Annotated in this window: 11 protein-coding genes; 9 read left to right on the top strand and 2 right to left on the bottom strand. The window is 44.8% G+C overall.

Annotated features, from left to right (window positions below; all coding sequences use genetic code 11):
• Positions 1 to 245 precede the first annotated feature (245 nt).
• On the top strand, positions 246 to 1,739 hold the full coding sequence (gene araA / locus ACW9JV_RS16330; protein ID WP_457336370.1) for an L-arabinose isomerase: 1,494 nt from the start codon (positions 246 to 248) through the stop codon (positions 1,737 to 1,739).
• Between the two features lie 72 nt (positions 1,740 to 1,811).
• On the opposite strand, the gene ACW9JV_RS16325 is transcribed toward araA, so the two are convergent.
• Positions 1,812 to 3,197, bottom strand: coding sequence for an alkaline phosphatase (locus tag ACW9JV_RS16325; RefSeq protein ID WP_457336368.1), 1,386 nt, complete (start codon positions 3,195 to 3,197; stop codon positions 1,812 to 1,814).
• A 153-nt stretch (positions 3,198 to 3,350) separates the two neighbouring features.
• Complete coding sequence (locus ACW9JV_RS16320) at positions 3,351 to 4,043, bottom strand: L-ribulose-5-phosphate 4-epimerase (protein WP_457336366.1); 693 nt, start codon at positions 4,041 to 4,043, stop codon at positions 3,351 to 3,353.
• 294 nt (positions 4,044 to 4,337) lie between these two features.
• Here ACW9JV_RS16320 and ACW9JV_RS16315 point away from each other — a divergent pair, with 294 nt between their 5' ends.
• The 8 genes from ACW9JV_RS16315 (at position 4,338) to ACW9JV_RS16280 (ending at position 12,752) form a co-directional block, all read left to right on the top strand.
• Positions 4,338 to 5,126, top strand: coding sequence for a DeoR/GlpR family DNA-binding transcription regulator (locus tag ACW9JV_RS16315; RefSeq protein WP_457336364.1), 789 nt, complete (start codon positions 4,338 to 4,340; stop codon positions 5,124 to 5,126).
• Positions 5,127 to 5,361: 235 nt separating this feature from the next.
• Positions 5,362 to 6,039, top strand: a complete 678-nt coding sequence (gene rpe, locus ACW9JV_RS16310; RefSeq protein ID WP_457336362.1) for a ribulose-phosphate 3-epimerase — start codon at positions 5,362 to 5,364, stop codon at positions 6,037 to 6,039.
• A 24-nt stretch (positions 6,040 to 6,063) separates the two neighbouring features.
• Positions 6,064 to 7,032 carry a ribokinase gene (rbsK, locus tag ACW9JV_RS16305; RefSeq protein WP_457336359.1) on the top strand — a complete coding sequence of 323 codons (969 nt, stop codon included), beginning with the start codon at positions 6,064 to 6,066 and terminating at the stop codon, positions 7,030 to 7,032.
• Positions 7,029 to 8,585: a sugar ABC transporter ATP-binding protein gene (locus tag ACW9JV_RS16300; protein WP_457336357.1), complete on the top strand. Its 1,557-nt coding sequence runs from the start codon at positions 7,029 to 7,031 to the stop codon at positions 8,583 to 8,585. The genes rbsK and ACW9JV_RS16300 overlap by 4 nt, the downstream gene beginning before the upstream one ends.
• A 2-nt stretch (positions 8,586 to 8,587) precedes the next feature.
• Positions 8,588 to 9,577 carry an ABC transporter permease gene (locus ACW9JV_RS16295; protein WP_457336355.1) on the top strand — a complete coding sequence of 330 codons (990 nt, stop codon included), beginning with the start codon at positions 8,588 to 8,590 and terminating at the stop codon, positions 9,575 to 9,577.
• A gap of 1 nt (position 9,578) precedes the next feature.
• Positions 9,579 to 10,547: an ABC transporter permease gene (locus ACW9JV_RS16290; RefSeq protein WP_457336352.1), complete on the top strand. Its 969-nt coding sequence runs from the start codon at positions 9,579 to 9,581 to the stop codon at positions 10,545 to 10,547.
• Positions 10,548 to 10,624: 77 nt separating this feature from the next.
• Positions 10,625 to 11,722 (top strand): autoinducer 2 ABC transporter substrate-binding protein, encoded by a 1,098-nt coding sequence (locus ACW9JV_RS16285; RefSeq protein WP_457336350.1) that lies wholly within the window; start codon positions 10,625 to 10,627, stop codon positions 11,720 to 11,722.
• Positions 11,723 to 11,750: 28 nt separating this feature from the next.
• Positions 11,751 to 12,752 carry a sugar phosphate isomerase/epimerase family protein gene (locus ACW9JV_RS16280; RefSeq protein ID WP_457336348.1) on the top strand — a complete coding sequence of 334 codons (1,002 nt, stop codon included), beginning with the start codon at positions 11,751 to 11,753 and terminating at the stop codon, positions 12,750 to 12,752.
• Positions 12,753 to 12,786: the final 34 nt, after the last annotated feature.

Raw genomic sequence — 12,786 nt, 5'->3', positions numbered from 1 at the left:
TTGAAAAACTCCCTTGTATAAAAAGTAATGTAAACGATAACTATAAGATATTACATGTACGTACTAGTGTCAAATTAAAAAGTGAATTTGTTCATTAAATCATACAAGATAAATCTAAAAAATAGGGTGAAAACTGTTTAAAAGCGCATTGTAATGCATAATAAAAATAATTCTATTAACAAGATGACATTTAGATGATATTATCTTATACGTACAAGTTAAATGTCGAAAGGGGAATGAATCTTATGATCGAAACAAAAGAGTATGAAATATGGTTTGTTACAGGCAGTCAGCATTTATACGGACCGGAAACGCTTGAAACCGTGAAAGCCCATTCTGAAGATATCACGGCCGGACTTCAGGAGGATGAAGCGATCTCGACACCGATCCGCTTCAAGCAGGTGGTGACCACCTCCGATGAAATTCTGACCCTTGTCCGCCAGGCAAACAGTGACGACAGCTGCGCCGGGATCATTACGTGGATGCACACCTTTTCACCGGCAAAGATCTGGATTGCCGGTCTGAAAGCTCTGCAGAAGCCGCTTCTTCATCTACACACGCAGTACAATGCGGAAATTCCGTGGCATGACATCGATATGGATTTCATGAACCTGAACCAGTCGGCACACGGGGACCGGGAATTCGGCTTCATGACGGCACGCCTCGATATGCCCCGGAAAGTGGTGGCCGGCCACTGGCAGCAGCCTCACGTTCGGAAGCGTATCGGCCGCTGGGCAAAAGCAGCTGTGGCTTCTTCTGACGGGCGGAATATTAAAGTGGCACGTTTCGGGGACAACATGCGCAATGTTGCTGTAACCGAAGGTGACAAAGTTGAAGCCGAATCCGTATTCGGCTGGGTTGTTCAGGCTCACGGCATCGGCGATTTGGTGGAATATATAGACAATGTGGAGGAAGAAGAAGTCGACCAGGTTGCAGGCGAATATGAACAGGCATACGCGATACCTGAAGAAACAAGATACGATAAAGAAAAATGGGAGGCTGTCCGCGAACAGGCCCGTATAGAAGCCGGTATGGAAGCCTTCCTTGAAGAAGGCGGTTACACGGCATTCACGACGAACTTCGAAGACCTGCATGGGATGAAACAGCTCCCCGGCCTGGCCGTACAGCGGCTGATGGAAAAAGGTTACGGTTTCGGAGCGGAAGGGGACTGGAAAACAGCTGCACTCGTGCGTGCCATGAAAATAATGACGGATAACAGAAATACAGCGTTCATGGAAGACTATACGTACCATCTTCAGGATGAAAAAGAGCAGATCCTCGGGTCCCACATGCTGGAGGTGTGCCCGACCATCAAAAAAGATGAGGAAAAACCGGAAATTCAGATACACCCGTTACCCATGGGTGGAAAAGAAGACCCCGCACGGCTGGTATTCAACAGTAAAACAGGCAAAGCGGTGAACGCATGTCTTATTGATCTGGGAGGCCGTTTCCGTATGATTCTGAATGAAGTGGAAGCAGTGGAAATAGAGGCAGACATGCCGAACCTGCCGGTAGCCTGTGTACTTTGGGAGCCGAAACCGGACCTGCAGGATGCAGCTGAATCTTGGATTCTTGCCGGGGGCGCCCATCACACCTGCCTGTCTTATGAACTGACCAGTGAAGACCTGCAGGACTGGGCGGAAATGAACGGTATTGAATGCATCACTATCGATGAAACAACCAAACCAAGAGAGATTCAAAAAGAAATCCGGCAGAACGAAGCATACTGGTCAAAATAAAGAACGGAACAGCATATATAAAAAGACGGAGCCAGGAAAGACAATCCTGCTCCGTCTTTTGATGAAAATTGTTTATTGATTACCGCCTAAGTTGATATCCATCGTATCGGCCATGATCTTGGGTAGATCCGTGTTATCAAGAAGGCCGCTGAAGGAATCGGATTGAGGGCCGAAAGCATATACCGGAATGTCTACACCGGTATGCCCCGAGCTTGTCCAGCCTACAAGAGCCTTATCGCTCACAATGGTGTTGATGGCAGCAGCAGGATTGTCGGCTTCCTGTACAGCCGTTACATTTTCTTTCGTCCATTCAAAAGGAGTGTAACGTTCAACGACGTCCCTGACATTGCTGCGGTCTTCGTTCAACTGTCCGGCCATGAAATCACCAGTGGCCTCCACGTCTCTCAACTTATCCGCCTGTACATTGTACTCTCCATCAGTCCCTACGGACATACCGCCGGTTTCGTGGTCGCCTGCAACAACAACGAGAGTGTTTCCTTCTTCTTCAGCAAATGTAATGGCTTCTGCCACGGCGTGTTCAAAAGCCTCTGTGTCACTCATGGCCCATCCGGCGTCATTGGCGTGACCGGCCCAGTCGATCTGACTGCCTTCCACCATCAGGAAAAAGCCGTCCTCGTCCCGGCTCAGCGTATCGATGGCACTCCCAGTCATGTCTGAAAGGCTGGGTTCTTCTGTATTACTGCGCTGCAGTTCAGGGCTGAGTGCTCCATCTGCGAACAGACCGAGCAGTTTTTCCCCTTCATTGACATTCACGTTGTCCGCGTCCATTAATTCACCGCTTGTCTCTACATGCTGATAACCGGCATCCTGCGCCTGTTGCAGCAGATTTTCCTCAGCCTGCAGGCCTCCTTCAGATTCCGGAAGGAAGTATTCTTTTCCACCGCCGAGCATGACGTCTACATCATTATCAAGCATCTGTTTTGCGATTTCCGCTTGATTGTCACGGGATTCCACGTGAGAAGCGAAAACGGCAGGTGTAGCATGAGTGATTCTGGATGTTGCGACCAGACCGGAGGATTTTCCTTCCTCTTCAACAGCTTCCAGAATGGTTTCCACTTCATTGCCTTCAGCATTCAGTCCGACCATTCCATTGTCTGTTTTGTGTCCTGTCGCCATAGCGGTACCAGCTGCAGCAGAGTCGGTCACCCTGGAGTTATTGGATTTTGTTTTGAACATTCCTTTGAGATGTTCGTCCCAGACTGCCTCTTCCCCTTTATACCATCGATAATTTGTGGCATAGTCTGCATTAAAGCCGTCCGGTATCATATAAATAATGTTTTCTACTTCTTCCTGCTGTGAAGATTCATTCCAGCCGGGGTTCCACATACCGGGAAATCCAAACTGTTTCGCTTCTGCCTGTTCCTGCAGCACGTTTCCACCGAGACCGCCGGCTACAAGACCAGCCCCCAATGCAACAGCACCTATCTTTTTGAACATGAACCATCTCTCCTCTGCTACATAGATTTTCTTTCATTGTAAAAAAAGAATGTAAAGGAAGTTTGTAGAAATTCTAAAGAAATGCTAAGGCAGCATAAGTTTTTGTTATAAAAAGACGGTACTGTCATGAAGAGCAGTACCGTCCAATTTACCTTATTGTCCGTAATAGGCGTGCTTTCCGTGTTTTCTCTCATAATGCTTATTTAATACATAGTCATCCAGCAGCTCCGGCTTTCCGTTTTCAGAGAGTTGACTGGATAAAAAAGTCATTTTGGCCGTTTTCTCCAGTACAACGGCATTATGGAGAGCATTTTCCGGAGAGGATCCCCATGCAAACGGCGCATGACCGTGAACGACAACACCGGGAACTTCCACGGGTTTGATATGTTCAAACGCCTCAATGATCACGGTTCCTGTATATTTCTCGTAGTCTTCTTCTACTTCCTCTTTAGACAGGCGGCGCGTGCAGGGAATTTCCCCATTGAAATAGTCCGCCTGCGTGGTGCCGGCGCATGGTATCCCTTTTCCGGCCTGGGCCCATGCAGTTCCCCAGTCGGAATGAGTATGTACAATCCCGCATACACCAGGAAATGCTTTATATAATTCGATGTGGGTCGGGGTATCGGAAGACGGTTTCAATGTTCCTTCCACAACTTCTCCATCAAGAGAAACTACGACCATATCTGCCGGCTTCAGATCTTTGTACGGTACTCCGGAAGGTTTAATAACCAGATTTTTGGATTCGGGGTCGAATCCGCTTACATTCCCCCACGTAAATGTAACGAGATCATACGTCTCCAATCCCTGATTGGCTTCCAGCACTTCCTGTTTTAATGATTCCAGCATTTTACTCACCTCACCGTTTTTTAATTGTACGTACATGTTATGAAAATCATAATGTAAAAATGACGCTGGGTCAACCTCTAATGTTGATTCCTCTTTCGAAATGCAGAGGGGGTATCTTTTATGAAACAGTACAGAAAACAATGTCCCTGGATTGGTATAAATGGGGTGAATATAGTACACTAAAAGGGAGGAGAAAGCGTTTATATATGAAAAAGTGCCAAAACAAAAACAACATTTCACAACATAGTTTTGTGGTTTTTATTTGTCTTTAAGTTGGGGAAAAGGTGTGGTTTTGTGGTCAAACCAAATAATAACTCTTTGCAATTGAACGAACGCCAAAGAGAAATTGTCAAAATGATTGATAAATACGGCTCTGTACGCGTTGCTGACTTAAGTTCCACGTTTCATGTCAGTGAAGAAACCATTAGAAGGGATTTTGAAAAGCTGGAAAAAGATCAGCTGCTCCGCAAAATCCATGGCGGTGCTTTAAAGGTCGATCAAGGGACGGAGACTCCCCAATTACATAGGCAATCTAAGAATACAGCAGAAAAACAGGTAATAGCCCAAAAAGCGGCTTCATATGTTGAAAACGGGGACATCATAGCGTTAGATGCGAGTACAACAGCCCTGATGATGGTAAAACATGTGAAAGATAAGAGCATTACTGTTATCACGAACTCTATTGGTGTAACTATGGAATTATCAACAGAAGATCATATCAGGGTGATATTGATAGGAGGTTACTTGTCAAAAGCCTCGATGTCTTTGGTTGGTAATTTTGCTGAGAGGGTCATTGAGGACTATCATGTCGATAAGTTCTTTTTTTCCTGCCTTGGTGTGGATATTCAGCGGGGGGTCAGCGAAATGCACGAGGATCAGGCTTTGGTGAAAAAGCAGCTGATATCTATTTCCGAGAATTTATTTTTATTGGCCGATTCAAGCAAGTTCGGGGAAAAGTCACTATTCCGCCTTTGTGATCTTTCGATTATTAATTACTTAATAACGGATAACAAAGTATCCATGAATTCGATCCGGGAAGTAAACAAAAGCGGCATAAGCATTATTGTGGGGGACGAAAACTAAATACACTTCCTTTTTAACGCTGTCTGCACAGCGTTTTTTTTGTGGTATGACCAATAAACAGGCCGAAAATCATCTGCCATGGAGGAAAGTCGTGGTGTATATGCAGACATAAATGTTGGTTTTTTCACACAATAAATTTTGAAAAAACCAAAAAATATGTTGCCTTCTTTCAAACAGGATGCTAATATTAATCCAAATAAAAATTTGAAAGCGCTTTAATTAAGGAGGAGGTATTTTGGCTAAAATCGGACCTTCCTTGATGTGCAGTGATTTAGGGGCTTTACGCCAGGATGTAAATATTCTTGATGAAGGAAATGTGGACTTTTTTCATTTTGATATTATGGATGGACATTTTGTACCGAATTACACGATGGGAACCGATATGATCAAAAGTGTCAGGAAAGACACCGGTTTACCATTCGATGCTCATTTAATGATTGATCATCCTGAACGATACATTGATACTTTTTTGGAATGTGGATGTGACATGATCTCTGTTCATGAAGAAGCCTCCCCTCACTTACACCGTACCCTTCAGTATATGAAAAGTACTGGCGTGCGCACCGGGCTGGCACTTAACCCTTCTACTTCACTGAACAGTCTGGAATTTGTGGGAGATATTGTGGACTATGTTGTAATTATGACGGTAAATCCCGGGTTTGCAGGGCAGACATTTATCCCTTCCACATTAAAGAAAATAGAGAATCTTCAAGATTTTATAAAATGTAATAACCTTCAGATAGAAGTGCAGGTGGATGGTAATATCAGTTACGACACTATTCCGGAAGTTGTTAGAAAAGGAGCAGATATGCTTGTCTGTGGGACTTCCTGTTTATTCGGGCAGCCCGAAGGATTAAAACAATCAATCTTAAATTTAAGGCAGTTCACGGATAGTCTTAAAGTAGAACAGTAATTACTGGACGGAGGGTGCAGCCGAATGACTATTTCAGTGGTAGGAAGCATCAACAATGACATTGTCGCCGTTATGGATCAATATCCAAAACGAGGAGACACCATTTTTGGAAAGGAAATAAAATATTTTCCCGGTGGAAAGGGAGCTAATCAGGCTGTTGCGGCAGCAAGATTTAAAAAAGATGTACGTTTAATGGGAGCCGTAGGAAATGATGATTATGGAGAAAAATTGATAAAAACCCTGAACGCCTCTGATGTTGACAGCAGGTTTGTAAAGAAATCAGATAAATATGCAACCGGCACGGCAATAGTAGCGATTGACAGTACGTCGGAAAATACGATGTTTGTCATGAAAGGAGCAAATGAAGACTTACTCCCTGAAGATGTTGAAAAATCGTTCACAGACATGGACGATACCAATGTTCTGCTGGTGCAGATGGAAGTTCCCCAGGAAACAGTAATCCGGTCTATGCAGCTGGCCAAAGAAAGAAACATCTACACAATTCTCGATCCTGCTCCGGCAGAAGGCATTACAGTAAAAGCACTGGAATATGCCGATATCATTACGCCAAACAGGCAGGAGACATATCATATGCTTGGCATAGATGTTGTAAATGTAGATACGGCGATTCAGGCCGGACGGACCTTTGAAAATATGGGTGTGAAAAACTCGATCTTAAAGATGGCAGACCAGGGAGCCGTTGTTTATCAAAGCGGGGAATGGTGTCACATTCCTTCCATACCGGTAGATCCGGTGGACAGTGTCGGAGCCGGAGATGCGTTTGCCGGTACACTCGCCTGCTGCATTGAAGAAGGAATTGATTTAGTGAAAGCAGCTAGGTTTGCCTCTGTGGTAGGAGCACTGAAAGTAACCAAAGTCGGGGCACAGGTGGGTATTCCAAGCAAAGAAGAGGTTTGGGATTTCTGCTCGCAGCTGGGAGAAGAATATCTGTTGGATAAACAAGAAACCTTCGAAAGGGGTTTTTCCGGATGAGTGAATATATTCTGGAAATGGAGCACATAAGCAAAACGTTCCCAGGTGTTAAGGCCCTTGATGATGTCGAGTTAAAAGTAAAAAGAGGCGAGGTCCACGCTTTAATTGGGGAGAATGGAGCGGGGAAATCAACATTAATTAAAGTGCTGGCCGGTATTCATGATGCCGACGAAGGAGGGACATATTTATTCGAAGGGGAAGAGGCTGATATTCACCAGCCGCTGGATGCAACGCTGAAAGGGATCTCCATTATTTATCAGGATCTCAGCTTATTTCCTAACTTAAGTGTAGCAGAAAACATTTACATCGGGCAGGACAGCAATAAAAAGCCCTGGACGAAAATTAACTGGAAATCAATGAAAGACCTGGCCCAAAAAGCACTGAATGAATTGAACATGGATATGGATATTAATACAAGAGTGGAATTGTTAAGTATTGCCCAGCAGCAGATGATAGAGATAGCCAGGGCGCTTGCATTCGATTCAAAGTTAATAGTAATGGATGAACCGACATCCTCTCTTTCTTCAGGAGAAGTCGAAAAACTTTATAACGTCATCGACAAATTAAAAGAGCGCGGAATTTCGGTCATATTTATCAGTCATAAGTTAAAAGAACTTTTCCGGGTATCCGATCGAATGACGGTGCTGCGGGACGGTCAGTATGTAGGGACTTACGAAACAAATAACATAAACGAACAGGAACTGATCAAACTGATGGTGGGCCGGGAAGTGGTTTACGAGAAAAATACGGAAAAACCTGCCCTCGGCCGAAAAATGTTTGAAATTAGTGATTTTTCAAAAGAAGGAAATTTCAAAGATATTAATCTCAGCCTGCATGAAGGCGAAATTCTGGCCATAACGGGACTGGTTGGTTCAGGCCGGACAGAACTTGCCCAATCCATCTTTGGTGTGAATAAGGCGGATCAGGGTACGCTGCGTCTCAACGGGGAGGAACTGACGATTTCTTCTTCGGAAGATGCGGTGAAAAATGGAATCGCTTACGTTCCGGAAGCAAGACAGATACAAGGACTGGTTCTTGGTCAATCGGTCATTAATAACATGACCCTTCCTGTGATTGACACGTTACGTAACAAGTTTAAATTGATAGACCGCAATATCGAAAAAGACCTTACGAATCAATATATAAAATCTCTGGATGTACGGCCTTCTATGCCGGAACTGCCGGCTGATAAACTTTCTGGCGGCAACCAGCAGAAAGTGGTCATCGGTAAATGGCTTTCCGCTCAGCCTAAACTTCTCATTATCGATGAACCAACCAATGGAATAGATATCGGAGCCAAAACGGAAATTCACAAGCTTCTTAGAAGAATGGTGAACGAAGGAATCGGGGTTATTATGATTTCGTCCGAACTTCCTGAAGTATTGTCCGTCAGCGACAGAATTTTAGTCATGAGCCGCGGCCGGATTGCCGGTGAAATGGAGACGATCCATGCTGATCAGGAAAAAATAATGAATCTCGCACTGGATACAGAAGACGAGAAGGGCACGGATAACCAGGAAGTACCGGATGGAAATGTTCACCAGGAGGTTTGAAAATGAAATTTTTACTAAAGCAGAAAGAATTCAGTGTTTTAGCGATCGTCGTTATCATCAGCATCATTTTATCATTTGTCAGTCCAGTGTTTTTAACCGTCCAAAACCTTCTGGATATTGTGGAAGGTAACGCTGTGATCGGAATACTTGCTATCGGGATGACGTTAATCATTATTACGAGTGACATCGATGTATCCGTGGCAGCTTTAACTACCGCTGTAACCGTATCGATCGGGTATTTGTTTCAGTATCTGCCGGACAGCTGGATTTCCGTCGTCCTAATATTCTTGATAGCACCACTTATCGGGATGCTCTTGGGAGCCTTTAACGGCCTGCTCGTTTCGAAGATTAAAATACCTGCCATTGTTGTAACGCTTGGAACCCTGAATATCTTTTCCGGATTGGTTTTGTACATCACCAATGGGAATTATATCAACAGCACTAATTTTCCTGAATCATTCATGGCTTTTTCAAATATTGAAATAGCCGGCATTCCGATATTGATTTACTTGTTTGCTCTGGTTGCAGCAGGTACATGGTTTATTCTGAAATACACGTTGATAGGCAGATCGGTGCTTGCTATCGGCGGGAATGCGCAATCATCCGTGCGTGTCGGAATTAACTTTGAAAAAGTAAAGATGTTTGTTTTCAGTTATATGGGATTTCTTGGAGGAATAGCTGCTATTGCACAAACTTCCTATACCAGTGCCATCGATCCTAACGGCCTGGCGGGGTTGGAACTCACTGTTATTGCGGCAGTCGTTCTCGGCGGTGCCAATATCCATGGCGGAAGAGGATCCATCCCGGGAACACTTCTCGGCGTACTGCTGTTAGCCATTATGCAGAATGGCATGATATTAGCGAGAATCGATACGTTTTGGCAGAATGTCGTAACCGGTGCCATTATCGTCATCGCTGTTTCCTATGATGAAATCAATCACAGAAGAAACCAGGAAAAGCTGTCAAACATTGACGTCAAGGAGGCCTCTTAACATGAATATCAAACTTTCAAAGGAAAGCGTTTTAGGCCTTATCGCCCTTGGGATATTTGTCGGAATGAGTTTGTTCACCCCAAGATTCCTCTCTTCCAGTAATCTAAATAATATGATGTTTCAGCTGCCGGAATTCGGGTTGATAGCCCTCGGAATGATGGTTGTCATCATAACAGGGGGAATTGATCTATCGATAACCTACATTGCCGCATTTTCCGGTGTCGGGGCCGCATTAATGATGACCAACGGCTTTGGAATCTTACCGGCTATAATCGTAGGCATCTTATTCGCTTTGGCATGCGGGGTGTTTAACGGTACGGTGGTGTCAAAAATCGGGGTTCCGCCGATCCTTGTCACATTGGGAACCATGGTTCTATTTGAAGGAGTTATCCTTGCCATCACCAATGGAAACGCCATTTCCGGATTCCCGGATGCCTATGGGCTCATTGGAAATGGGTACTACATGGGTATTATTCCTGTCTCCCTTCTCATTTTCATATTCTTCACGGTTCTGACCGGGGTACTGTTGAATAAGTCCACCTGGGGCAGAAGGGTTTACATGTACGGCAGTAATGATATAGCTACGATGTTTTCAGGAGTAAAAAACAGCAAGGTATTAATGAAAGTGTATTTATACGCCAGCCTGCTGGCGGCTGTGTCGGCCATTATTATGACGTCCCGTTACAATTCGGTGAAAGTGGACCTTGGTTCTTCCTATCTGCTGCAGAGTGTAGCGGCCGCCGTTCTGGGCGGAACCAACATTCACGGAGGCTACGGGAAAGTGATGGGAACCATATATGCCGTGCTGATCTTTCAGTTTATCCGAAACGGACTCAATTTAATGGATGTTCATTCATCATTGGTGGACGTGGTGATAGGTGCGATACTGATTATTGTTCTTACGCTGAACTTCTTTTCTGATAAATTCAGCAGACGGAAAGCGAAACATTCTTCCGGGCAGGCAGCGTAGTTACATGTTACTTTCGTTTTATAAACCTGGCATTCCAGGGTTTATAAATAAATAAAAAGAAAAAGGGAGGATCAATCATGAAGAAGTTGTGGTTATTCATGACAGTGGTGATCTTTGGACTCATTTTATTGGCAGGTTGTGTATCGGAAGAAAGCGCCGGCAGCGGGGATTCAGGAAGCTCCGGTGAAGGCGGGGATTCCGGAAGCGAAGAAACATCCGGCAGTTCAGGCGAAGAAGGAAGCAGCGAAGAATCTGGTTCGGGAGAAGGAGGCGTTGCTGTCGTACCTAAACTTGTAGGTATCCCTTATTTTAACGCTTCTGAAGCCGGTGCAGAGCAGGCAGGAGAGGATCTTGGCGTAAATGTTGAATATACAGGTCCTACAGAGGCTGACGCTGCGGCCCAGGTGAAAGTGATTGAAGATTTGATTTCCCAAGGAATGGATACGATTGCGGTGGCACCAAATGACCCGGCATCTGTCGAGCCTGTGCTGAAAAAAGCGAAAGAAGAAGGCATCAACGTCATGGACTGGGATACGCCGGCAGACAAAGAACTCGTGGATTTATCCGTAAAGCAGGTGGATGACGAGGAGTTTGGACGTCACATGGCAGAAAAGCTGGTAGAAGCGATGGGAACGGAGGATGGAAAAATTGCTATTCTGACAGGTGGTCTTTCTGCTGCCAACCTGAACTTATGGATCGAGGCTGCCAAAAAAGAATTGGATGAGAACTATCCGAATATTGAAATTGTTTCGGACAAAATCCCGACAGAAGAAAAGCAGCAGGTAGCTTATCAGAAGACCCTTGATCTGTTGAAATCTTATCCTGAATTAGACGGCGTCCTGGCGGTTTCCACACCTGCTCCATTAGGTGCAGCCCAGGCGGTGCAGGAGCAGGGTCTACAGGATGAAGTATCTGTTGTTGGTTCCGCCCTTCCTACGGATTCTGAACCTTTCCTTGAGGACGGGTCCCTTGATACAGCCGTTCTGTGGAATCCCGAAAAACTTGGGTATCTCACTGTGGCATTAGGGAAAATGCTCGCCGAAGGTGAAATGCCGGAAGACGGACAGGAAATTGAAAATGTAGGAGAAATCACTGTGAAGGATGACGGAAAAACCGTTATTATGGGGCCGCCTCAGGACTACACCAAAGAAAATGCCTCAGAGTTTGATTTTTAGTTAAAGATCATGATTGAAAAGCGGTCAAATGAAATATGATTTGACCGCTTTTGTAACGAATGAAATAAAGGGAGGTTGGTTTGCAGTGAAACAGCATTATGAGAAAAAAGATGATGAGATAAAAAATAAATTCCGCCATATGCTGAAAGAAAGACCGGAAGCATTCAGCGAACGTCTTAAGTTTTCCTGGAGCAACTGGGGATTTGGCTTCGAGTCATTGGAAGACTCTTTTCAACGGCTGCATGAAGCAGGTATTCCATACATCGAAATCCATGGAAATCATTATGGTAAAGATCTCGGATACGGTGTTCAGGAAACCAAACGATTACTGGAACAATATCATATGAGCGTCTCCGGCGTTTGCGGGATGTTTTCGGCAGAAAATGATTTATCGAGTAATGATCCTAGAAAAAGACAGGCTGCTATTGATTATATAAAGCGCGAAATAGAGTTCACAAAGGAAGTGGGGGGCTCCTACTTACTGGTTGTACCGGGTGCAGTGGGAAGACCGCAGGCTTATGATGAGATGGAACTGGAACGAAGCATAGATTCGATTCGTTACGTAGCCGATTTGTTTCAGGAGAACGATTTGAAAGCAGCAGTGGAACCAGTGCGGGCAGCGGAAGTGAGTTTCGTTCATACCGTGCGTGATGCGATAGACTATATCAATAAAGTCAATCGTGAAGGCATTCAATACATTAATGGAGATGCTTATCATATGCAGTCAGAAGAAGCGCATATCGGGGAAGCGATTCTGGAGGCAGGAGATTATCTGGTGAATCTTCATATGGCGGACAGTAACCGCGGGGCTTTAGGCGATGGACATATGGATATGGATACCATCATTATGGCGCTCTATCTTATCCGTTTTCATCAGAAAGAGGCGTTTGTCACTCCGGAACCGCTGGGGCCGGGAGGCGATCCCTATCCAGCCATGCATGCAAAACCGAATCAAAAAAAGCTGAAATATCTCGTGGAGCAGAGTGTATCGTATTTTCGGGAAAGAGAGGAGTATTTAATCACAGGATAATGAAAAAGCAGTTGTTTGTACAAGTTTGAACGAA

This window comes from Salibacterium sp. K-3, assembly GCF_054052005.1.
This window is presented reverse-complemented; position numbering and strand designations above follow the sequence as displayed.